Source organism: Mycolicibacterium insubricum, from assembly GCF_010731615.1.
Classification (GTDB): Bacteria; Actinomycetota; Actinomycetes; order Mycobacteriales; family Mycobacteriaceae; genus Mycobacterium; species Mycobacterium insubricum.
The window spans coordinates 2,865,594-2,887,239 of record NZ_AP022618.1; the positions used below are offsets into that span (position 1 = coordinate 2,865,594).

The 21,646-nt window shown below is 67.7% G+C and carries 19 protein-coding genes; 9 read left to right on the forward strand and 10 right to left on the reverse strand.

The window, feature by feature from the left end; all coding sequences use genetic code 11:
• Positions 1 to 54 precede the first annotated feature (54 nt).
• Positions 55 to 2,202: a catalase/peroxidase HPI gene (katG, locus tag G6N16_RS13635; protein WP_110810987.1), complete on the forward strand. Its 2,148-nt coding sequence runs from the start codon at positions 55 to 57 to the stop codon at positions 2,200 to 2,202.
• Between the two features lie 81 nt (positions 2,203 to 2,283).
• Here katG and G6N16_RS13640 read toward each other — a convergent pair whose 3' ends face one another.
• Positions 2,284 to 4,101: an AMP-binding protein gene (locus G6N16_RS13640; protein ID WP_163787885.1), complete on the reverse strand. Its 1,818-nt coding sequence runs from the start codon at positions 4,099 to 4,101 to the stop codon at positions 2,284 to 2,286.
• 210 nt (positions 4,102 to 4,311) lie between these two features.
• Here G6N16_RS13640 and G6N16_RS13645 point away from each other — a divergent pair, with 210 nt between their 5' ends.
• Positions 4,312 to 4,737 carry an STAS domain-containing protein gene (locus tag G6N16_RS13645; protein WP_163787886.1) on the forward strand — a complete coding sequence of 142 codons (426 nt, stop codon included), beginning with the start codon at positions 4,312 to 4,314 and terminating at the stop codon, positions 4,735 to 4,737.
• Positions 4,738 to 4,752: 15 nt separating this feature from the next.
• Here G6N16_RS13645 and G6N16_RS13650 read toward each other — a convergent pair whose 3' ends face one another.
• Both G6N16_RS13650 and G6N16_RS13655 read right to left on the reverse strand, forming a co-directional pair.
• Positions 4,753 to 5,601: a serine hydrolase gene (locus G6N16_RS13650; protein ID WP_235674071.1), complete on the reverse strand. Its 849-nt coding sequence runs from the start codon at positions 5,599 to 5,601 to the stop codon at positions 4,753 to 4,755.
• Positions 5,602 to 6,008: 407 nt separating this feature from the next.
• Positions 6,009 to 6,221, reverse strand: a complete 213-nt coding sequence (locus G6N16_RS13655) for a hypothetical protein (protein ID WP_163787887.1) — start codon at positions 6,219 to 6,221, stop codon at positions 6,009 to 6,011.
• A 29-nt stretch (positions 6,222 to 6,250) separates the two neighbouring features.
• Between G6N16_RS13655 and G6N16_RS13660 the strand changes: the two genes are divergently transcribed.
• Positions 6,251 to 6,586: a DUF732 domain-containing protein gene (locus G6N16_RS13660; RefSeq protein WP_083028934.1), complete on the forward strand. Its 336-nt coding sequence runs from the start codon at positions 6,251 to 6,253 to the stop codon at positions 6,584 to 6,586.
• A 13-nt stretch (positions 6,587 to 6,599) separates the two neighbouring features.
• Positions 6,600 to 7,070 (forward strand): DUF5078 domain-containing protein, encoded by a 471-nt coding sequence (locus tag G6N16_RS13665; protein ID WP_110810684.1) that lies wholly within the window; start codon positions 6,600 to 6,602, stop codon positions 7,068 to 7,070.
• Between the two features lie 71 nt (positions 7,071 to 7,141).
• Here the strand turns inward: G6N16_RS13665 and G6N16_RS13670 are convergent, their stop codons facing one another.
• Both G6N16_RS13670 and G6N16_RS13675 read right to left on the reverse strand, forming a co-directional pair.
• Positions 7,142 to 10,048: an MMPL/RND family transporter gene (locus G6N16_RS13670; protein WP_083028936.1), complete on the reverse strand. Its 2,907-nt coding sequence runs from the start codon at positions 10,046 to 10,048 to the stop codon at positions 7,142 to 7,144.
• On the reverse strand, positions 10,045 to 10,473 hold the full coding sequence (locus tag G6N16_RS13675; protein WP_083028937.1) for an MmpS family transport accessory protein: 429 nt from the start codon (positions 10,471 to 10,473) through the stop codon (positions 10,045 to 10,047). The genes G6N16_RS13670 and G6N16_RS13675 overlap by 4 nt, the downstream gene beginning before the upstream one ends.
• A 189-nt stretch (positions 10,474 to 10,662) precedes the next feature.
• Here G6N16_RS13675 and yaaA point away from each other — a divergent pair, with 189 nt between their 5' ends.
• Positions 10,663 to 11,403, forward strand: a complete 741-nt coding sequence (yaaA, locus tag G6N16_RS13680) for a peroxide stress protein YaaA (RefSeq protein WP_083028938.1) — start codon at positions 10,663 to 10,665, stop codon at positions 11,401 to 11,403.
• Here the strand turns inward: yaaA and G6N16_RS13685 are convergent.
• Positions 11,397 to 12,662 (reverse strand): amidohydrolase family protein, encoded by a 1,266-nt coding sequence (locus G6N16_RS13685; protein WP_083028939.1) that lies wholly within the window; start codon positions 12,660 to 12,662, stop codon positions 11,397 to 11,399. The genes yaaA and G6N16_RS13685 overlap by 7 nt on opposite strands.
• A 48-nt stretch (positions 12,663 to 12,710) precedes the next feature.
• Here G6N16_RS13685 and G6N16_RS13690 point away from each other — a divergent pair, with 48 nt between their 5' ends.
• Positions 12,711 to 13,547, forward strand: coding sequence for an AraC family transcriptional regulator (locus G6N16_RS13690; protein ID WP_083028940.1), 837 nt, complete (start codon positions 12,711 to 12,713; stop codon positions 13,545 to 13,547).
• A 1-nt stretch (position 13,548) separates the two neighbouring features.
• On the opposite strand, the gene G6N16_RS13695 is transcribed toward G6N16_RS13690, so the two are convergent.
• Positions 13,549 to 14,094 (reverse strand): hypothetical protein, encoded by a 546-nt coding sequence (locus tag G6N16_RS13695; RefSeq protein WP_133052851.1) that lies wholly within the window; start codon positions 14,092 to 14,094, stop codon positions 13,549 to 13,551.
• 100 nt (positions 14,095 to 14,194) lie between these two features.
• Here G6N16_RS13695 and G6N16_RS13700 point away from each other — a divergent pair, with 100 nt between their 5' ends.
• The 3 genes from G6N16_RS13700 to G6N16_RS13710 all read left to right on the forward strand — a co-directional run bounded on the left by G6N16_RS13700 (position 14,195) and on the right by G6N16_RS13710 (position 16,823).
• Entirely contained in the window at positions 14,195 to 15,100 is a 906-nt protein-coding gene (locus G6N16_RS13700) for an alpha/beta fold hydrolase (RefSeq protein ID WP_083028942.1), read from the forward strand.
• A 135-nt stretch (positions 15,101 to 15,235) separates the two neighbouring features.
• Complete coding sequence (locus G6N16_RS13705) at positions 15,236 to 15,664, forward strand: Zn-ribbon domain-containing OB-fold protein (RefSeq protein ID WP_083028943.1); 429 nt, start codon at positions 15,236 to 15,238, stop codon at positions 15,662 to 15,664.
• A gap of 13 nt (positions 15,665 to 15,677) precedes the next feature.
• Positions 15,678 to 16,823 carry a thiolase family protein gene (locus G6N16_RS13710; protein WP_083028944.1) on the forward strand — a complete coding sequence of 382 codons (1,146 nt, stop codon included), beginning with the start codon at positions 15,678 to 15,680 and terminating at the stop codon, positions 16,821 to 16,823.
• Positions 16,824 to 16,831: 8 nt separating this feature from the next.
• On the opposite strand, the gene G6N16_RS13715 is transcribed toward G6N16_RS13710, so the two are convergent.
• The 3 genes from G6N16_RS13715 to G6N16_RS13725 are packed head-to-tail and all read right to left on the reverse strand — an operon-like array spanning position 16,832 to position 21,597.
• Positions 16,832 to 18,121 (reverse strand): competence/damage-inducible protein A, encoded by a 1,290-nt coding sequence (locus tag G6N16_RS13715; RefSeq protein WP_083028945.1) that lies wholly within the window; start codon positions 18,119 to 18,121, stop codon positions 16,832 to 16,834.
• A gap of 46 nt (positions 18,122 to 18,167) precedes the next feature.
• Entirely contained in the window at positions 18,168 to 18,833 is a 666-nt protein-coding gene (locus tag G6N16_RS13720; RefSeq protein ID WP_083028946.1) for a GNAT family N-acetyltransferase, read from the reverse strand.
• Between the two features lie 22 nt (positions 18,834 to 18,855).
• Positions 18,856 to 21,597, reverse strand: coding sequence for a glycoside hydrolase family 2 protein (locus G6N16_RS13725; RefSeq protein WP_235674072.1), 2,742 nt, complete (start codon positions 21,595 to 21,597; stop codon positions 18,856 to 18,858).
• Positions 21,598 to 21,646: the final 49 nt, after the last annotated feature.

Here is a 21,646-nt window from a genome sequence, read left to right on the forward strand (position 1 = left end):
GTGCCAGAGGAAACACCCCCCGTTGGGGCTGCTCAGACCAGTAGCGGTTGTCCGATGCGGCTGCGGCCGCCGGTAGAAGGCGGCAGCAACCGCGACTGGTGGCCCGACACCATCAACCTGAAAATGCTGCAGAAGAATCCCGACATCATCGATCCCGAGGATCCGGGCTACAACTACCGCGAGGTGGTCAAGACGCTGGACTTCGAGGAGTTCGAACGCGACTTCGACGCCCTGCTCACCGATTCGCAGGATTGGTGGCCGGCCGACTTCGGGCACTATGGACCGCTGTTCGTCCGAATGTCCTGGCACGCCGCCGGCACCTACCGGGTCACCGACGGTCGTGGCGGCGCGGGTCGGGGCATGCAACGCTTCGCCCCGCTCAACAGCTGGCCCGACAACGTCCTGCTGGATCAGGCCCGCCGGCTGCTGTGGCCGCTGAAGAAGAAGTACGGCAAGAAGATTTCCTGGTCCGACCTGATCGCCTACGCCGGCAACCGCGCGATGGAGCACATGGGCTTCAAGACCGCCGGGTTCGCCTTCGGACGCCCGGACTTCTGGGAGCCCGAGGAGGACGTCAACTGGGGCGCAGAAGCCGAGTGGCTGGGCGCCCAGGACCGCTACCAGGGCAGTGACCGCACCAAGTTGGACAAGCCGCTGGCCGCCACCATGATGGGTCTGATCTACGTCAACCCCGAAGGCCCGGACGGAAATCCGGATCCGCTGGCCGCCGCCATCGACATCCGCGAGACGTTCGGCCGGATGGCGATGAACGACATCGAGACCGCGGCCCTGATCGTCGGCGGGCACACCTTCGGCAAGACCCATGGCAACGGAGACGCCGAGGCCCTGGGCCCGGCGCCGGCGGCCGCTCCGCTGCAGGAGATGGGCCTGGGCTGGAAGAATCCGCATGAGACCGGCAATCCCAACGACCGCGTCGGCAGTGGGCTCGAGGTGATCTGGACGCACACCCCCACCAAGTGGGACAACAGCTTCCTGGAGATCCTCTACAGCAACGAATGGGAGTTGTTCAAGAGCCCGGCGGGTGCCCAGCAGTGGCGGCCGAAGGACAACGGGTGGGCCAACTCGGTCCCGACCCCAGATCTGAAGGGCCGGACCCACCCGTCCATGCTCACCACCGACCTCTCGATGCGGATGGACCCGATCTACGGCAAGATCACCCGCCGCTGGTTGGATCATCCCGAGGAGCTTGCCGAGGAATTCGCCAAGGCCTGGTTCAAGCTGATGCACCGGGACATGGGGCCCGTCGTCCGCTACCTCGGCCCGTTCGTGCCGAAGGACACCTGGCTGTGGCAGGATCTCATCCCCGCCGGGGACGCCAACCTTTCCGATGCCGACATCGACGCGCTGCGCGCTGCGATCGCACAATCGGAGCTCACGGTGTCGCAGCTGGTGTCGACGGCGTGGAAGGCCGCCTCGTCATATCGCAACAGTGATATGCGCGGTGGCGCCAACGGCGGCCGGATCCGGCTGCAGCCGCAACTGGGCTGGGAGGTCAACGAGCCCGATGAGCTTGCCCCGGTGATCCGCAAGCTCGAGGAGATTCAGGCCGCGTCGGGGACGCGGGTGTCGTTCGCCGATCTGGTGGTTCTGGCCGGCAACGCCGGCGTCGAGAAGGCCCTGCGGGCAGCCGGTCTGGATGTCACGGTGCCCTTCACCCCGGGCCGCGGCGATGCCACGCAGGAGATGACCGACGTCGAGTCGTTCTCCTACCTGGAGCCCAAGGCTGACGGTTTCCGCAACTACCCGGGCAAGGGCTTCACGCTGCCGGCGGAATACCAATTGATCGACCGGGCGAATCAGCTGAACCTGTCGGCCCCCGAGATGACGGTGCTGATCGGGGGTCTCCGCGTGCTGGACACCAACTTCGGCGGGAGCAGCCTCGGCGTACTGACCGACAACCCGGGCGCGTTGACGACGGACTTCTTCGTCAATCTCTGCGACATGGGCATCAAGTGGGAGCCCGCGCCGGCCGACGACGGCACGTACATCGGCCGGGACCGGGCCACCGGCGAACAGCGGTTCACTGCCAGCCGGGTGGATCTGCTGTTCGGGTCGAACGCCCAGCTGCGTGCCGTCGCCGAGGTCTACGCCAGCGACGACGCCAAGGAGAAGTTCGCCAAGGACTTCGTCGCAGCCTGGACGAAGGTGATGGACGCCGACCGCTTCGATGTGACCGGCTAGGTCGTATCCAGCACAGGATCAGATCGATCGGACGACGGCGCCCCGCAGGCCACGGCCTGCGGGGCGCCGTTGGCTCGCCGGTCAGTTCTTCTTGCCCAGGGACCCGTCGAGGTAGCCGGCGCGGCAGGCGCGGCGGCGCAGCTTGCCGCTGGTGGTGCGCGGGATCGACCCGCCGGGCAGCACTTGGATGTCGGCGACGGCGAGCCCGTGCCGGCTCCGCACCGCGTTGCGTACCGCGTCGATCTCTGGCTCGGTGTCCATCCGCGCGGTGCCCGCGGCCCGCTCGCAGACGATGACCACGTCTTCGCCCCCGGCGCCGTCGGGAACCGGGAAAGCGACAACGTAACCGCGGCGCAGCAGCGGGGACGCGTCCGCCGCGGTCAGCTCGATATCGTCGGGATAGTGCGCGACGCCGTCGATCTCGATGAGGTCGACCAACCGGCCCGGCACGAACAGCGCGCCGTCCACGAAGAACCCGAGATCCCCGGTGCGCAGCCAGTACGCATCGGCGGGAACCTCGCGGGCCCGGCTGCGAGCGCGCAGGCGGGCCGACAGCCGCGCCCGGAACACCGTCTCGGTCTCGGCCCAGCGCCGCCAGTAGCCGCGGCCGACGTTGGCACCGTGCAGCCAGATCTCCCCGACCGAGCCGTCCGCCAACTCCGCACCCGTGCGCGGATCGACGATCACCGCGTGCAGGTTGTTGGCGAGCCGTCCGCAGGAGACGTGCGGAACCGCCGCGGGGTCGTCGGCGTCGACCGGGACCGCGAATCCCCGGCCCAGCTCGACCCGGTCGAAGTGCCGAACCGAGGCGGGTTCCCCGGGCCCGGTGGTCGACACCATCAGGGTGGCCTCGGCGATCCCGTAGGAAGGTTTGATCGCGCTCGCCGGAAGCCCATGCGGCGCAAAAGCTTCGGTGAACAACTCGACCACGGAGAAGTTCACCGGCTCGGAGCCGATGATCATCGTCGCGAGGCTCAGGTCCACGACCTCGTCGCCGTCGGGCAGCCCGCGCTGCGCGGCCCATTCGTAGCCGAGATTGGGTGCCGCGGTGACCACCGGCCGGCCCAACCGGATCTCGTCGGACATCGCCTTGATCCAGCGCTTCGGCCGGCGGATGAACGCCGTCGGTGACATCAGCGTGGTGTGGCCGCCGTAGACGGTCGGAAAGCCGATCATCGACAGGCCCATGTCGTGATACAGCGGTAGCCAGCTGACCCCGTGGGTGTTGGTGTCGCTGAGGTCGATGGCCAGGATCATCTGGACCAGGTTGGTCACCATCGCGCGATGGGTGATCTCGATGCCGACCGGGGCGCGGGTTGCGCCGCCGCTGTACTGCAGGTGGCAGATATCGCCCATGTCGATGCTCACCGGGTTGAACTGCCGGGCAGCACTGTCGGGGAGCTCGTCGAGCAGCACGACCTGCGGGCGCGGCACCCCGGTGAGCCGGTCCAGGAAGCCCTCGATCAATTCCAGGGCCGGCCTGGTGGTCAGCACCACGGACGGGCGTGCGTCGCGCATCGCGGTGTCCAGGCGTTCCGCCTGCCCCGCCAGTTCGGGGGCGAACAGCGGGACAGCCACCATGCCCGCCTTGATCGCCCCGAAGAATCCGGTGATGTAGTCCAGCCCCTGCGGAGCCAGAACGGCCACCCGCTCACCGCGATGGGCGTGGCGCTGCACCGCCGCGGCGACCGCGGCCGCGCGCACCCCCACCTGGTTCCAGGTGATCTCGGAGACCACCCCGTCGGTGGTCCGGGAGAAGTCGATGTACCGGTAGGCCGTCTGGTTGCCGACGCTGTAGATGCACCGCTCGATCAGCATGTCGAGTGTCAGGGACGGCGGAACGACCACCAGCCCGTCGCCGTCGAGGCAGACGTCGACCTGCAGCAAACCGGGATACATGCCGGGAAGTCTATGGGCCGCCGGATTCGGTCCTCGATTCGGCCGCCGCCATCGTTACGCTCCGGTAGCTGCGCAAACGCAGGAATTCTTTCTTAGCAAAGCGTTAGTTGCTGCTCCCCAAGACCTTAAATTCGCCGCCTACCGTTCATGGAACAAGAGGTCAACGCACGGTAGACCTGTCGGCACACGGCTTCGAGAGCGAGGGCGGTTATGACTGGTTACGGAAATCCCGCAATTATCTGTGGTGGTGCCCAGATTCGGGTCCAGTGCCGCCACCTGGCGACGGTGGTCACCATTGCCGGTGTCCTCGATGCCAGCAATGCCGAACAGGCCATGAGCGCCACCCGGCGGTTCGTCATCGCCGAGAAGCCCGTCGTGCTGGATCTGACTGCGGTGGTCTCACCCGCTGATGACTACCTGCCGCTGCTGGAGTTCCTCGACGACACCTGCCACGCGGCCGGTGTCGAGTGGTTGCTGGTCACCTCCCCCGCCGTTGCTTCCCAGGTTCGGATCGGTGAAGACACCGCGGCCGGGGTCGGCATCGCCAATTCGGTCCCCGAGGCGCTGCAGTGGCTCGCCGACGGGGTTACGTTGCGCCGGAGGCTGCTGCTGTCGGTCCTGCACCGCACCGCATAACCACACTCAACGCGACTACGGAGCCAGCAGAATTCTGCTGAGCTCCGTAGTCGTTTTCACCCCGTCGTCATAGCCGCCATGGCCGCCGAGGGCGTTCATGATCGCCAGCGTGTAGCGCTGTCCGGGCCCGGCGAAGCCGACCGAATTGACCACCCAGCCGCCCTCTTCTGTCGACCAGCCGTTCTTGTTGCCCGGGGCCATCGCCGAGCCGGCTCCCCACACACCCCATTGCTGTTCCGGCCCGACCCGCTGCATCTCCGCCACGATCGCCGATGAATCAGCCGAATTCATCTGGGAAAGAATGTAATTCATCAGGTTGTCGAAGTCGTCGGCGGTGCCCTTCTGAAATCCCCAGTAGGGGTACATGGAGCCGAAGCCGGGCTGCGGAGCGACACCGGTCATGCCGAACACCGGGAAATCCGCGTTGAACACGGTGTGGTCGGGACCGCCGTACCGGGTCCACAGGGTGTCGGCCGCGTCGTTGTCGGAGTTGCGCAGCATCAACTGCATGAGCTTGCGGTCGTCGGCCGACAGGTGCAGTTTCCCGGCGCGTTCGCGGGCGAGCAGGTCGGCCACCATCGCGAGCTTGATCGTCGAGGCCGTCCAGATCGCCGTCCCCGCGTTGGAATTGCGGTAACGCGTACCGGTGGTCCGGTCGCGCAGCACGTAGCCGACGGTGCCGGGCCGGGTGGCCAGGTAGGCGTCCGCGGCGGAGATCCGTGACCGCAGGTCGCAGCCCGCACCCGTGGCGCGGACGCACTCGGCGCGGACCGGTGCCGCGGTGCCGGCCGCGATCACCGCACCGGTTCCCGACAGCGCCAGCGCGAGCACGGCGGTCAATGCCGCTCTGCTCACCCGACTCATGGCCGAATCGTAGAGGCGGCGTTCCCCCGCCCCGGGCACTGACACGCCCGGGTTGTGCGCGGAATCACCGACTCGGCTTTCGCCAGCACGGGCATGTAACCGGCGGGTCACGGTACCCTGGCGGGTATGGGGATTGACCGCGCGATTGTCCTGGGGGTGTCCGCGCTGTTCGCCGGTGCCGTGATCGCGACCGTACCCGCGTCGGCCGACCCGGACCCCTCACCGGGCCCCTCCCCGTCGCCGACCCCCGCGGCCACCCCGGCCGCCTCACCCTCGCCCAGCCCGTCGCCGTCGGGCAACCCGGGCGCCCCCAAGACCGTCATGGAGGCCGACGGGGTGTACAAGGTCGGCACCGACATCGTGCCGGGCAACTACAAGTCCGAGGGTCCCAAGGACGGCAAGCCCTGCTACTGGAAGCGCATCGGCGGCGACGACGGCGCGCAGATCCTGGACAACGCGCTGACCAAGAAGGCGCAGATCGTCACCATCGAGGCCACCGACAAGCAGTTCAAGACCAGTTCGTGCCAGACCTGGCAGTTGACCGACGAATCACCCCGCCGCAACCGGGGGCCGGCGGCATCCTCGTCGGGCTGGCGGGAATTATCGGGTCGAATCCACAACCACCGCGCTAGAAGGATATACTTAGCCCGTGAAAGTACTCGGTATCGCAGCGGTAGCAATTGCAGCGACGACGATCGGTTTCGCCGCCCCGGCACACGCCGAGGTGGACACCGACTTCGCGAACACACTGCACACCTACGGCATCTACGGTCAGCGGGATTACAACGCCTGGATCGCCAAGATCGCCTGCAAGCGCCTGAACAACGGCCAGGATCACGACGCCTACCAGTCGGCCGCCTTCGTCGGCAAGCAGCTCGACCGCAAGCTCAGTACCGAGCAGGTGTGGAAATTCCTGGGCCTGACGATCAGCACCTACTGCCCCGAACAGCAGCCGGTGCTCGACGCCGTCGCCGGACAGCACTGACCAAGGAGAACCGATGGCACGCAATCGCATGAAGACCTCGCTGCGCGTCGGCGCGGCTGCCGTGATGCTCGGCGCCGGTCTGGCGACCTCGGCCGCAGCCTCGGCCGACGCGACCGACGACTACCCGATCCCGAACCGGGTCCTCAAGACCCCGTGCACCGCTCAGCAGTACCTCGCAGCCGTCCGGGATACCCGGCCGATCTACTACGAGCGCTACATGATCGACTACAACAACAAGCCGGCCGCCGACCAGGACGCCGCCCGCGACCGCATCAACTGGTTCTTCTCGATGGACTACGCCGGTCGCCGGCAGTACTCGGAATCCACCGCCACCGACGCCTTCTTCGAGTCGATGGCGTGGCGCTGGCCGAACTGGGCGAAGCCGTTCTTCAACAACAAGGGTGTCGCCGCCGCGGCCACCGACGTCTGCCAGAACTACCCCGACGACTACTCGGTGTGGAACTGGGACACCGTCCCGCACTGATCGAAGCGCCAAAAAATCCCTGCCCCGTCGAGGGCAGGGATTTTTTTGGCTGTGCACCCGGTGCCGGGCCGTCAGGCCGAGGGCACCGGGTCGCGTTCGGGCTCCGCCGCGGCCGGCGGCTCGGGCCACGGCGACGGGAGCGGACGCTGCCGGACCCGTTGCGGCCACCAGAACCACTTGCCGAGCAGGGCCGCGATGGACGGCGTCATGAACGACCGGATCACCAGGGTGTCGAACAACAAACCCAGGCCGATGGTGGTACCCACCTGGCCGATCACGTGCAGCTCGCTGACCGCCATCGACGCCATGGTGAATGCGAACACCAGACCCGCCGAGGTGACCACCGACCCGGTGCCGCCCATCGCGCGGATGATGCCGGTGTTCAGCCCGGCGTGTATCTCTTCTTTGAATCTGGCTACCAGCAGCAGGTTGTAGTCCGCGCCCACGGCCAACAGGATGATCACCGCCATGGCCAGCACCATCCAGTGCAGCTCCAGACCGATGATGTGCTGCCAGATCAGCACCGACAGACCGAACGAGGCGCCCAGCGACAGCACCACGGTGCCGACGATGACGGCGGCCGCGACGATCGAGCGGGTGATGATCAACATGATGATGAAGATCAGGCCCAGGGCGGCGATGCCCGCGATGATCAGGTCGTAGTTCGCGCCGGCCTGCAGGTCGTGGAACGTCGCCGCGGTACCGCCGAGGTAGATCTTGGAGCCCTCCAGCGGAGTGCCCTTGATCGCTTCGCGCGCGGCCTGTTTGATCGACGCGATCTTGGCGATGCCTTCGGGGGTCATCGGGTCGCCGTCGTGGGAGATGATGAACCGGACGGCATGCCCGTCGGGCGAGAGGAACATCTTCACGCCGCGCTTGAAGTCGGGGTTGTCGAAGGTTTCCGGCGGCAGGTAGAAGCTGTCGTCGTTCTTGGACTCGTCGAACGCCTTGCCCATGGCGGTCGAGTTCTCCTGCATGGCCGACATCTGATCCTGCATGCCCTTTTGGGTCTGGTACATGGTCAGCATGTAGGACTTCATCCGCGTCATGGTCGAGATCATCGACGGCATCAGCGCCACCATCTGCGGCATCAGCGCGTCCAGGCGCTCCATGTCCGGGATGATCTGCTGAATGTCGTCGGTCATGGTGTCGACGCCGTCGAGGGTGTCGAAGATCGACCGGATAGACCAGCACACCGGGATGTTGAAGCAGTGCGGCTCCCAGTACAGGTAGTTGCGCAGCGGCCGGAAGAAGTCGTCGAAATCGGAGATGTGGTCGCGCATGTCGGCCACGTCCATCGTCATGTTCTTCATCTTCACGACCATGGAATGGGTGACCGCGGCCATCTGCTCGGTGATCGACTGCATCTTGGTCATCGTGTCGATGGTCGTCTGCATGTCGTTGGCCTGCTTGAGCATGTTGGCCATCATGTCCTGCTGGTACTTCTCGTTCATCTTCTGCGACACACCGTTCATCGAGATCTGGAACGGGATCGACGTGTGCTCGATGGGGGTGCCCTGCGGCCGGGTGATGGCCTGGACCCGACCCACCCCGGGCACCCGGAACAGTGACTTGGCGACCTTGTCGATCACCAGGAAGTCCGAGGAGTTGCGCAGGTCGTGATCGGATTCGATCAGCAGCAGTTCCGGATTCATCCGGGCCTGTGAGAAGTGCCGGTCCGCGGCGGAGTACCCGGCGTTGGCCGGCAGGTCCGCCGGCAGGTAGTTGCGGTCGTTGTAGTTGGTGCGGTAACCCGGCAGGGCCAGCAACCCGATCAGCGACAACGCAATCGTCGCCACCAGGATCGGTCCCGGCCACCGGACGACGGCCGCACCGACTTTGCGCCACCCCCTGGTACGCATGGCGCGCTTGGGCTCCAGGACGTTGCCGAACTTCGTCGCGACGGTGATGATCGCCGACCCCAGGGTCAGCGCACAGAACACCACGACCACCATGCCGACGCACAGCGGGATGCCGAGGCTCTTGAAGTACGGCAGGTTGGTGAAGTGCAGGCACAACGTCGCACCGGCAATGGTCAGGCCCGAGCCCACGATCACATGTCCCGTGCCGTGGAACATGTCGTAGTAGGCGTCCTCCTTGCTCATCCCCCGGGTGCGGGCCTCCTGATATCGGCCTATCAGGAAGATGGCGTAGTCGGTCGAGGCCGCGATGGCGAGGGTGACCAGCAGGTTCGTCGCGAAGGTGGAGAGCCCGATGACGTCGTGGTAGCCGAGGAAGGCGACCACGCCGCGTGCGGCGGTCAGCGACAGCACCACCAGCAACAGGCTGAGGATCACCGTGACGATCGAGCGGTAGACCAGCAGCAGCATCACGATGATGACGGTGAAGGTCAGCGCCTCGATCAGCGCCATGCTGCGGTCCCCGGCGACGTGCTGGTCGGCCGACAGCGCCGCCGGGCCGGTCACGTAGGCGTGGACTCCCTCGGGCGCCGGGATGTCATTCACGATCTGCTGGACGGCTTCGACCGACTCGTTGGCCAGCGCCTCGCCCTGGTTGCCAGCGGTGTAGACCTGCACGTAGGCGGCCTTGCCGTCGGGACTCTGGGACCCGGCCGCGGTGAGCGGGTCGCTCCAGAAGTCCTGGACGTGCTCGACGTGACCGGTGTCGGCGCGCAGCTTGGCGATCATCTGGTCGTAGTACTGGTGCGCGGCGGCGTCGAGTTCGTGGTCGCCCTCGAGCACGATCATCACCGAGCTGTTGGACTTGAACTCCTGGAAGACCAGGCCGACTTCCTTCATCGCGATCGTCGACGGGGCCTTGTCGGGCGACAGCGACACCGACTGCATCGCCCCGACCACCTCGAGCTGCGGTGCCGCGACGTTGAGGCCGACGATGATCAGGATCCAGCCGATGATGATCGGGACCGACATGGTCCGGATCCACTTGGCGATGCCGGTGTGCTTTTCCGGCGGCACGGTCGAGATGGCCTCGGTGGGCGCGTCGTAGGGAGTCGTCATGCGGATTTCACCAAGCAGTAGGTGTGGGCGCTGGCGCCGGTGGTGGTTCGTTCGTCCTTGACCTCGTCGTCGACGGTGATGCGGCAGGTGAGCGTGCTGCCGTCACCCTGGGCGACGATGTTCGGGAAGACCGACGGGGCGGTCGACTCCAGGGTCAGCGTCCACGGGAGGCTCGCGCCGTCGACGCGTTGCGGTTCGGCGTCGAGGTCCAGGTAGTTGATGTCGGCATAGCTGCCGTTGCCCCAGATCTCGTACTTCACCCGCTTGGGGTTGAAGGGCTTGGTGTCCTCGAATCGGGTGCTGCCGGCGCCGGCGGCACCGTCGGCGCCGAAGAAACCGCGGACGCGGTAGACGGCCGCGCCGGCGATGATCACCACGATCACGATCACCATCGGCAGCCAGGTCTTCTTAACGAGCTTCAGCATGCGGTGTCATCCCAAGTCGGTACGGGGGTTCGGCCCAGGGCGATGCAACCCATCAACAACATCCTCATATCAAGGTCTTTAGGTCAGCTTAGACAATTTAACTTATCTGGCCCGCACTCCCCCCTGTCGGAATACGTGTCGGTCATCACGGTTGCTCCGGGCGGGCGCTCAGACGCTAGCGTGTAGCCGGTGATCGTGGTGTTGCCCCCGTCGGAAACCAAGCGTGACGGTGGCGACGGCCCGCCGGTCGACGTCGAAGCGCTCAGCTTCACCGAGCTGAACCCGGTGCGGATCGCCCTGGTCGACGAGCTGGTGGCCCTGGCGGCCGACCGGCCGGCGAGCCGGGCGGCCCTGGGCATCTCGGCCAAACAGGACGCCGAGATCGACCGCAACGCCGCGCTGCGAACCTCACCGACCATGGCCGCGATCGACCGGTACACCGGCGTGCTGTACGACGCGCTCGACATCGCCTCGCTCAGCGGCGCGGCCGGCGACCGGGCGCACGCCCGGCTGGCGGTGGGTTCGGCACTGTTCGGCCTGCTGCGCGCCGACGACCCGGTGCCCGCCTATCGCCTCTCGGCGGGATCCAAGCTGCCCGGTCCGACGCTGGCCGCGCGCTGGCGTCCCGCCCTGGAGCCGCTGCTGGCCCGCCTGGCCGACGGCGAACTGGTCGTCGACCTGCGTTCGGGCTCCTACGCCGCGCTCGGCCGGCTGCCCGGCGCGGTCACCGTCGACGTGGTCTCTGAACGTCCCGACGGCAGCCGCGCGGTGGTCAGTCATTTCAACAAGGCGCACAAGGGCCGGCTGGCCCGCGTCCTGGCCGCCGGACACGCCGAGCCGGATTCGGCGGCGAAAGTCGCCGCGGCGGCGCGCCGCGCCGGGATGACAGTCGAGCGCGACGGGAACCGGCTCACCGTCGTCACTCAGTGAGCGTGCTGGAACTTCTTCTCGTCGTAGAGCCGGGCCCATTCCGCACGCGGCCGGATCGAGGTGTCGACGTCGGTGGCCAGCGCGCGCAGCGCACCGGCGGTGGCCTGTTCCTTCGGCGTGTGGGCGAACGGATCCCAGCTGAAGAACCGGCAGGAGTTCTCCCAGGTGATCTTGTTGATGTCGGAATCACTGGCGCCGGCGGCGTTGAGTTCGGCCAGCACCTGCTCGGGGGCGTCGGGCCAGAAGCAGTCCGAATGCGGGTAGTCGCACTCCCAGGCGATGATGTCGATGCCGATCTCGTGGCGCAGTTTCAGTGAGGTCTTGTCGGTGACGTAGCAGGCCAGCGAGTGCTCGCGGAACACGTCCGAGGGCAGCTTGTCGCCGAAGTCGCGGCGCAGCCACTTCTGGTTGGTGTAGTGCCGGTCGGAGCGGTCCAGGTAGAACGGGATCCAGCCGATGCCGCCCTCGGAGAAGGCGAACTTCAGGTCCGGGTAGTTGCGCATGGCCGGGCCCCAGAGCAGATCCTGGGCGCACATCGCCGACACCTGGGTGGCCAGGATGATCAGGTTGTCGATGGGGGCGTCCTTGGCCATCGAGATGGCGCCGAATCCGGTGCCGATGTGCAGGCACATCACCACGTTCTCCTCCGACAGGGTGCGGAACACCGGGCCCCAGTAGTTCTCGTCGAAGTAGCTGGGCAGGCCCTCCAGGTGCGGCAGCTCCGGCATGGTCACCGCGCGGCAGCCCTTGGCGGCCACCCGGCGGATCTCGGTGCACATGGCCTCGGGGTTCCAGGTGGGCAGGATGGCGATCGGGATGAACCGCCCGGGAGCCGACCCGGCCCACTCATCGATGTGCCAGTCGTTGTACGCCGACACCATCACCAGCGTCGCCTCCTCGCGGTGCATGTTGAGGTGGCGCGCGGAGAAGCCGGTGAACGTCGGGAAACACATCGAGGCCAGGATGCCGTTGCGGTTCATGTCGCGGACGCGTTCGTGCGCGTCGTAGACCCCGGGGCGCATCTCGGCGAAGCCGGCCGGGTCGCGGCCCCACTCCTCGGCCGGCCAGGACACCACCGCATTCAGACCGCTGACGCCTTGCGGGCGGCCCTGATACATCCACTGATCGACGCCCTTGGCGTCGGTGACGACGATCGGGGCCTCGGGCTTGTACTTCTCCGGGACGTGGCGCAGGAACATGTCCGGCGGTTCCACGACGTGGTCGTCAATGCTCACCAGAATCAGGTCGTCGACGTTCATCAAGCTCCTCGAGGCCGGGGTGTGATTCCACTAGTACCCTGAAACACCGTGACCGTCTCTGCGCTATCGGACAGACACCATGCGGATTCGGCCAACCCGGTTCCGCGGATCGAATTACGCCGCGGTGGCCGGGCCCGGGCGGGCAGCTATCTGTACGAGGGCGACAAACTACTCACCGGGTGGCATTCGCACGACATGCACCAGATCGAGTACGCGATCGGCGGCGTCGTCGAAGTCCAGACCCCGGCCGGGCACTACCTGCTGCCGCCGCAGCAGGCGGCCTGGTTGCCGATCGGCCTCGAACACTCGGCGACGATGAATCCCGACGTCAAAACGGTGGCGGTGATGTTCGACCCGGAGCTGGTGCCGAACCCCGGCGACCGGGCCCGCATCCTGGCGGTCTCCCCGCTGATTCGCGAAATGATGATCTACGCATTGCGCTGGCCCATCGACCGGGCCGACGGCCCAGCCCCCGACGAGGAGGTCGCCGACGGGTTCTTCCGGACGCTGGCCCACCTGGTGTCGGATGCGCTCGATCACGAGGCACCGTTGAGCCTGCCGACCACGGGCCATCCGATCGTGGCGGCAGCCGTCGAGTTCACCAAGGAGCACCTGCAGTCGGTGACCGCCGACGAGGTCAGCCGCGCCGTGGCGGTCTCCGAACGCACGCTGCGGCGGCTGTTCGCCGATACGCTGGGCATCTCCTGGCGGACCTATCTGCTGCACGCACGCATGCTGCGGGCGATGGCCCTGCTGGCGGCCCCCGGCCAATCGGTGCAGGAGGTATCGCGGGCGGTGGGATTCGAGAGCCTGAGCTCGTTCACCCGGTCGTTCGCCCAGTTCTGCGGGGAAACCCCCTCGGCCTACCGCGGCCGGGTGAAGTGAATCAGCACGAATACAGCGTTCCGTACATGGAGTAGCTGACCTTTTTCCACAGCTCGAACCAGCCGACGTCGACATTGCTGACGATGTGGTGCGTTCGCGGGTGCCGGATCCACCCGCAGTCCACCCGCAGGCCGTCGTACGGGAAACCCCAGGCCCACATCGTGCCGCCGTCGCGATTCAGGAAGGACAACCCGTGCAGCACACCGGCCGCCTCCGGGCCCAGGCCCGATCCGGTTCGCCAACCGCGTGAGGTCACCGAGTAGTTGAAGAAGATCTGCAGGTACGGCTGCCCCGACGTCGGATAGAACATCTTGGTCACGGTGACCGCCATATCGGTCAGCGTGCAGCCGATGTCACCGTCGTCGAACACGAAGTCGCGGTCATGCATGCGGATGGTCTTGGAGCTCGCATCCGAGCCGACGTGCGCGGCCGCGGGCCCCAGCAGAGCCGTCATCTCCGGCGTGATCTTGTACTGCGCGGCTTCCACGCCGTCGTCGGACCTGTCGGCGATGCTCACGGTACGGCCCTGTTCAAGCCGTGTTTTCATGGATTCAGCGTAGACCTCGCCGACCGGTCACGGCACCGAATGACCGAGCCGGTAAGCGATGCGGCGTTGCACCGAGTGCGCGTCGTGTAACACTTTGCGCATGGTTCCACCAATCGAACGCCCCAAACTCGAGGGCAAGATCGCGGTCGCCCCGGACCGCAACATCAGCTTCGCGGAGTTCGGCGCACCGCAGGGCAAAGCGGTGTTCTGGCTGCACGGCACCCCCGGCGCCCGCCGGCAGATCCCGCCCGAGGCCCGCGCCTGGGCCGCCCTCAACGGCATCCGGCTGGTCGGCATCGACCGGCCCGGCATCGGCGTGTCCACCCCGCACCGCTATCAGCAGGTGCTCGAGTTCGCCAACGACCTCGAAGTGGTCGCCGACACCCTGGGCATCGACAAGATGGCCGTCATCGGACTGTCCGGGGGCGGGCCGTATGCCCTGTCCAGCGCGGCGGCCATGCCCGACCGGGTGGTCGCCGTCGGCGTCCTCGGCGGCGTCGCACCGACGGTCGGCCCGGAGGCCATCGGCGGCGGGCTGATGGCGCTGGGGTCGCTGGTCGCCCCGGCCCTGGAAGTCGCCGCCGCCCCGATCGGGTTCGTGGCCACCCAGGCCGTGCGGCTGATCCGCCCGTTCGGCAACACCGCGGTGGAGCTCTACGCCCGCGTCTCGCCCGAGGGTGACCGCCGGCTGCTGCTGCGCCCCGAGTTCAAGGCGATGTTCCTCGACGACCTGCTCAACGGCAGCCGCAAGCAGCTGGCCGCGCCGTTCGCCGACGTCATCGTCTTCGCCCGCGACTGGGGCTTCCGGATGGCCGACATCGAGACGCCGGTGCGCTGGTGGCACGGCGACCGCGACCACATCATCCCCTACAGCCACGGCGAGCATTCGGTGGCGTTGCTGCCCAACGCCGAGCTGATCCCGATCCCCGGCGAAAGCCACCTGGCCGGCCTCGGCCGGGCCGAGGAGATCCTGGTCTCCATGACCGAGATGCTCGACGAGCGGTAGCCCGCAGCGCCAGACCGGCCCCTTCCGTTCTCGGAGGGGGCCGGTTTTGCATCCGGCCGTGCACGACACTTTCATATGGTGATATAGGTATGTTCAAATAAGAGAACGTGATTTCCACTGCGACGAGGATGGTCGATGGCACCCAAGGCACTGGCACCCGAGATTTCCACCTGGCCGGAAGATAACCCGCAGCTGATCGGCTGCCGGTGCGGCGACTGCGGCGCGACGGTGTTCCCGGCGCAGGACCACTGCCCGCGGTGTTCGGGCCCGAACATGGGCGAGGTGCTGCTGCCCCGGCGCGGCACCGTCATCGCCTGGACCACCCAGGGCTTCCCGCCCGGGGCGCCATACGTCGGGCCCACCGGCAAGGACTTCGTACCGTTCGGCATGGGGCTGGTGCAGCTGGGCCTGGGCGATGAAGCGGTGATCCGGGTCGAGGGCCGGTTGACCGAAAACGACCCCGCCAAGCTGGAATTCGGCCAGGAGGTCGAGTTGACCATGATCCCGTTCGCCACCGACACCAACGGTGACGAGATCATCACCTTCGCGTTCAAGCCGGTCTAGGAGCACAGTTTTCATGAGCAACGACGTCGCGATCATCGGAGTCGGCCTGCACCCGTTCGGCCGATTCGACAAGCCCGCGGTGCAGATGGGCGCCGAGGCCATCCGTCTCGCCCTGGCCGACGCCGGAGTGGAATGGAAGGACATCCAGTTCGGCTTCGGCGGCAGCTACGAGGTGTCCAACCCCGATTCGGTGACCCGGCTGGTCGGCCTCACCGGCATCACGTTCACCAACGTGTTCAACGCCTGTGCGACCTCGGCCAGTGCGATCCAGCAGACCGCCGACACCATCCGGCTGGGCAAGTACGACATCGGTGTGGCCGTCGGGCTGGACAAGCACCCCCGCGGCGCCTTCACCGACGACCCAGCCAAGCTGGCACTGCCGCAGTGGTACGCCGAGAACGGCCAGTTCGTCACCACCAAGTTCTTCGGCATGAAGGCCAACAAGTACCTGCACGACCACAACATCAGCGAGGAGACGCTGGCCCGGGTGGCCAACAAGAACTTTCGCAACGGCGAGCTGAACCCGAATGCGTTCCGCCGCAAGGAGATCGCCGTCGACGAGATCATGGCCTCGCCGGTACTGAACTACCCGCTGCGCCAGTACATGTTCTGCGCCCCGGATGAGGGGGCGGCGGCGGTGATCATGTGCCGCGGGGACATCGCCCACCGCTTCACCGACAAGCCGGTGTTCGTGCGCGCCAGCGAGATCCGGACCCGGACGTTCGGCGCCTACGAGGTGCACGCCACCTCCGCACCGATCGAGTCCGATGTCGCGCCGACGGTGTACGCCGCGCGCGCCGCCTACGAGATCGCCGGTATCGGCCCGGAGGACGTCGACATCGCGCAGTTGCAGGACACCGACGCCGGCGCCGAGGTGATTCACATGGCCGAGACCGGTCTGTGCGCCGACGGCGACCAGGAGAAGCTGGTCGCCGAGGGCGCCACCGAGATCGGCGGGTCCATCCCGGTCAACACCGACGGCGGGTTGATCGCCAACGGCGAGCCGATCGGTGCGTCGGGCCTGCGTCAGGTGCACGAACTGGTCCGGCAGTTGCGCGGCGAGGCCGGTGAGCGCCAGGTTCCGAGCAGCCCCCGGGTGGGGCTGGCCCAGGTCTACGGCGCGCCGGGTACCGCCTCGGCCACCATCCTGAGTCTGTAACAGCCGGCCTACCCAGGCTGGTTCGCGTCGAGTAGTGTCCGGCGCAGCAGGTGCAGGGCAATCGTAGTCGAGCGTTCCCGGACGTCGGTGCGGTTACCGGGCAGCCGCACGGTGCGCAACACCGGCGGTCGGCCGGTCATCGCCACGCCGAAACACACGGTGCCGACCGGTTTTTCGGCCGACCCGCCGCCGGGGCCGGCGATGCCGGTGGTGGACACCGCGATGTCGGCGCCGAACCGGCGCAGCGCACCGGCGGCCATCGCCTCGGCCACCTGCTCCGACACCGCACCGTGGGTTTCGATCAGTGCGGGATCGACGCCGAGCAGCTCACTCTTGGCGGCGTTGGAGTAGGACACCACTCCCCCGGCCAGATACGCCGACGAGCCTGCCAGGTCGGTGAGCCGGCCGGCGACCAGCCCCCCGGTGCAGGATTCGGCGGTGGCGGCCCAATGGCCGGCCAGCAGCGCGGCGACCTGCTGGTCGACGGTGGTGCCGTCGGTGGAGTAGACGGCGTCGCCGAAGCGCTCGCGCAGGTGCGCCAGCAGCGCGGCGTAGGCGTCGGCCGCGCCGGGTTCATAGCGGGTGACGATCTCCAGCTCGGCGCGGCGCAGGCAGGTGGTGATCTCCAGTCCGCCGAAACCCGTGATGTCGCGTTCGGCCACCCGCAGGGCTTCGGCCAGTGCGGATTCGGCCGGCCCGAACATCCGGATGGTGTCCTGTCGGTAATGCACACGTCCTGAGATCGCGGCCTGCAGCGCCTCGGTGGACAGCGCCGCCGGCCACATCGCCTGCAGCTCGCGCGGTGGTCCGGGCAGCACCACCACGGTGGGACCGCCGCCGGTCACCGGGGTGACGACGACACCGGGTGCGGTGCCGATGGGCTCGAGCACCGTCGCGCCCTCCGGGACGATGGCCTGTTTGCGGTTGGCCGTGCGCACGTCGTCGAAGTCGATGTCGGGCATCCGGGATACCAGCTTGCGCAGGATGTCGGCGATGCGCTCCTCAAGCGCGGTGTCCAGCACCATCTTTCGGCCGCAGAACCCGGCGACCGTGTCTACGGTGAGGTCGTCGGCCGTCGGGCCCAGCCCGCCGCTGGTGATGATCAGGTCCACGCCCTCGGTGGCCAGGAACGCCAGCTGCGCGGCGATGTCGGCCGGCCGGTCGCCGCAGATGGTGATGTGCGCCAACTCGATGCCCAGCTCCAGCAGCCGGTCGGCCAGCCAAGGCCCATTCTTGTCGGCCACCCGGCCGGTCAGTACCTCGGTCCCGGTGACGACGATCCCCGCGCGCGTGCTCACCTCGCCGACCTTACGCGTCGGGTATCGGCACCAAAGCCGCGGCAGACTACGCCGACCCGGCGCCGGGGGCGCGGACCACCATCGGGACGGCCGGGAAGTACGACGCCATTTCGCTGCGCGACTTGCGCAGTGCGGCTGTGCCGTAACCCTTCTTGCGGTGTTCCGGGCGGATCCAGATCCGGACGTTGACCTCGCCGCCGACCAGGTCGCCGAAGACCAGGCCGATCTTCGCCTCGTCCTCGACCGCGACGAACAGCACCGCGTCCTCGTCGTCCACGCGCTTGATGGCGCCGCGGATCTCGTCGTCGATACCGGCGGCCGGCGCTCCGGAGCCGTCACCCGCGGTGAGCTGGTCATCGGTGCGGGCGGTGAAGATGTCGCGGTCCTGCTCGGCCGAGAACGGCCGCAGCCACAGGCTTTCCCCGGTGCTGGCCGGCCGCTGCTCGACGGTGAAGGTCAGCTGGGAGTCCAGGTCTTCCAGCTCGGCGGCGATGCGCTCCCGGCTGGCCTTGGTGGCGTGATCGAACGACAGGCCCATGACGGCCTCGGCGCCGGCCCGGGAGATGCCCAGCAGCGCGATCAGCGCGTCGACCGCGGCGGTGTGATCATCGGCGTCCACGATCGCGTCGAGCACCTCGTGACGACGGTCCAGTGCTTTGAGCATGGCGACGGAGATTTCGCGGCGGGCGGCGGCAATGTCATGAGCGGGCATACGCCGCAGCCTAGTCCAGGATTCAGCGATTGGCGTCGGCAATCGGGACGACGCCCGCGTCGGTGTTGTAACCGGTGACCCGGACCCAGCCCGGTGCCGAACCGGCCGGCACATCGGCTTGCAGCTGCACCGACTCGCCGGGATAGACGGTCACGTAGTTGTCGGAGTATTCGACCGGCAGGATCTCGTCGCCGTCGGGTGAATCGAGCACCTCCGCGCGCTCGAAGAACGCGATCTTCTCGCTCGGATTGTTCAGCGTGATCGTGACGTCGGTGCCACCGTCGTCGCGGGCAGTGCGCACCGCCCGCACCCGCAGCGGGGTGCGCGCCATCGAGGCCAGAGGGGTCAGGTCGGCCCAGCTGGACTGCTGCAACTGGAACGCGTTGTCCTTGGCCGGATCACCGGTGTCGTCGGGCACCTGGGATTGCCAGTAGGTGTTCTCGGTGACCACACCGCCGGTGTGGTCGAGCAGCTGCGCGCGGACGAAGAACACCTTGGCGGCCGCCGGTGGCCGGGCCAGCGTGAGCGCGGCCGCGGTGCCGTTGGCCGGCACGGTCAGCCCCTCGGTGCGCCGGTCGTCCAGCACCCGCCCGGACAGGTCGTAGGTGCGGACCCGGGCCCACAGCCCGGTCGCGTCGTACGGGCTCTGGTTGACGATGGTGACGTTGGCGGTGGAGCGGTTGCCGGTGGCGAACGAGTCGAACACCACCGACAGCGGGCGCAGCCCCTTCTTGGCGCCGTAGTAGGCGCCGCCGGGCCGCAGGTAGTAGTCGAAGAGATTGCCGAAGAACGACGGCCACGGGGTGTTGAGCATCCAGTAGATCGTCATCTTGTGGGTGTCCCAGCCGCCCGCGGCGAACGCCTCGAACTGGGCCCGGGTCGATTCGTAGTGCGCGAGTTGGGCCTTGGTGGCGAACTCCTCGGCGTTGCGCGAGGGCCCGTAGCGGCGCATCACCGCGGTGCGGGTGCTGTCGAGCAGCACGTTGTTCTCGTCGGACCCGGCGTGCAGGTACCAGGTCGGGTTGATCGGCCAGAGCTGATCCGGCGGGATGAACCGGGTCAGGCTGGCGTACGGCGGGATGTGCTCGTTGTCGCCCTGTTCGGCCGAAGATCCCTCCGCGGCGGCATAACGTCCGTCGAACCAGTAGCTGGGCGGGCGCCAGCTGTACGGGCCGACCATCCGGATGCCGTCCCAGGCGAGGTTGCCCTGCTCGTCCTTGTTGATGGTCGAGACGGTGTCGACCGTCGCCCCGGACCAGTGCGCCTCGGCCAGAATCCGGTGGTACCAGTCGCGCACCTCGGTCGGCGGGCGGCCGTCGGAGCCGTTGGCCCACAGGAACGCCGATGCGTGCGGGCCGAACGCGGCGATCTGCGACCGCAGGCTGTCCTGGGAAACCTGGCGGTCCTCGGCGTCCCACTGCCCCCACTTCTCCCACTGGTTGCAGCACATCCAGCCGTACATCATCGGGATGCCGAGTTCGTCGGCCTCCTGCAGCAGGTGGTCGCCGGGGAACTTGCCCTCCAGTCGGAGCATGTTCAGGCCCAGGTCGCGGACGTAGCGCAGGATGGCGGTTTCCCGCGCCGGGTCCCAGCGGTACAGCAGGTCCGGCGAGTAGGTGGCCCCGCGGACCAGGAAGTCGCGGCCGTTGACCTGCAGGTAGAAGTTGCCGCCCGCACCCGGGGGCCGGAACGCGTCGTCGTCGTCGCGGTGCTGGGTGACGGTGCGGATGCCGAACCGCTGGGTGAGGGTGTCGATGGGCTGTTCGTTGACCCGGTACTCCAGCCGCAGGTCATAGAGGTTCGGGCTGCCCATCGTGTACGGCCACCACAGGTCGGGCTGCTCGATCCGCAGCCCCGGGTAGTCATCGGGAGTGAAGGTCACCTCCCGCTGTTCGCGGGGTCCCAGGGTGACCGACTGGTCGAGGTTCACGGTGGGCTTGCCGGGACGGCTGATCGTCGCGTGCATTACCCCGCGCACCGGGTGGTCGGCGTCGTTGCGCACGGTGGAGTGCACGGTCAGCCGCGCGGAGTCGGTGCGCGGCAGCGGCAGTTCGGTGCTGACGCTGGCCGGGCCGAGCGTCGCGTCTCCGGAGGCGTGCAACAGCACCGGTTTCCAGATCCCGGCGTTGCGATCGGGTACGAACGACGGCATCTTGGGCACGCCGTCGGCTGTGCGGTAGCCGATGTCGCGCCAGTTGATCCAGTCCCACCAGCTGTCGGCCAGCTCGACGCCGTCGATGTCCTGCACCGCCTGCTCGGGGGTGATCCGGATGGCCAGCGCGTTGGCGGCTCCCGGGTGGATCCACGGCGTGACGTCGAGGTCGTGGCTGACGTACATGCCGACCACCTCATCGTCACCGGCCACCAGGTGACCGTTGAGCCAGACCTGGGCGCGGTAGTTGATGCCGGGCAGTTCCAGCGCGTAGAACGGCCGGCCGGCCGGCGCGGTGAAGGTGGTGCGGTACCACCAGTCCTGCCGGTAGAGGTCCTGCGGGATCGCATCGCGCATGTTGGAGCCGTAGTAGGGGTCCGGATAGACCCCGGCGTCGGTCAGCGCGCCGAGCACGGTGGACGGCATCCGACGGATCGGATGCCACGACTCGCTCGCGTAGTCCAGCCGGGAGATCGCGGCGCCGTCGTCCTCGACGTAGCGGGCCGACGCGAGCCGCCAACCGTCGGCGAGCTCGACGGTGACCGGGGCCGATACCGGCCGAAAGAACCAGGGCGCGTCGGCGCCCGCACCCGCACCCACCACGACCAGCACCAGGACGACGGCGACCAGCCGGGATCCGATGCGGCGCAGCGTTCGACGG

What these genes read in the sequence shown, in the direction of transcription:
- G6N16_RS13645 (WP_163787886.1), top strand. Translation starts at nt 4,312, where the DNA reads ATGACTGGTTACGGAAATCCCGCAATTATCTGTGGTGGTGCCCAGATT.
- G6N16_RS13650 (WP_235674071.1), bottom strand. Translation starts at nt 5,601, where the DNA reads ATGAGTCGGGTGAGCAGAGCGGCATTGACCGCCGTGCTCGCGCTGGCG.
- G6N16_RS13665 (WP_110810684.1), top strand. Translation starts at nt 6,600, where the DNA reads ATGGCACGCAATCGCATGAAGACCTCGCTGCGCGTCGGCGCGGCTGCC.
- G6N16_RS13675 (WP_083028937.1), bottom strand. Translation starts at nt 10,473, where the DNA reads ATGCTGAAGCTCGTTAAGAAGACCTGGCTGCCGATGGTGATCGTGATC.
- G6N16_RS13705 (WP_083028943.1), top strand. Translation starts at nt 15,236, where the DNA reads ATGGCACCCAAGGCACTGGCACCCGAGATTTCCACCTGGCCGGAAGAT.
- G6N16_RS13670 (WP_083028936.1), bottom strand. Translation starts at nt 10,048, where the DNA reads ATGACGACTCCCTACGACGCGCCCACCGAGGCCATCTCGACCGTGCCG.
- G6N16_RS13695 (WP_133052851.1), bottom strand. Translation starts at nt 14,094, where the DNA reads ATGAAAACACGGCTTGAACAGGGCCGTACCGTGAGCATCGCCGACAGG.
- G6N16_RS13685 (WP_083028939.1), bottom strand. Translation starts at nt 12,662, where the DNA reads ATGAACGTCGACGACCTGATTCTGGTGAGCATTGACGACCACGTCGTG.
- katG (WP_110810987.1), top strand. Translation starts at nt 55, where the DNA reads ATGCGGCTGCGGCCGCCGGTAGAAGGCGGCAGCAACCGCGACTGGTGG.
- G6N16_RS13700 (WP_083028942.1), top strand. Translation starts at nt 14,195, where the DNA reads ATGGTTCCACCAATCGAACGCCCCAAACTCGAGGGCAAGATCGCGGTC.
- G6N16_RS13710 (WP_083028944.1), top strand. Translation starts at nt 15,678, where the DNA reads ATGAGCAACGACGTCGCGATCATCGGAGTCGGCCTGCACCCGTTCGGC.
- G6N16_RS13640 (WP_163787885.1), bottom strand. Translation starts at nt 4,101, where the DNA reads ATGTATCCCGGTTTGCTGCAGGTCGACGTCTGCCTCGACGGCGACGGG.
- G6N16_RS13720 (WP_083028946.1), bottom strand. Translation starts at nt 18,833, where the DNA reads ATGCCCGCTCATGACATTGCCGCCGCCCGCCGCGAAATCTCCGTCGCC.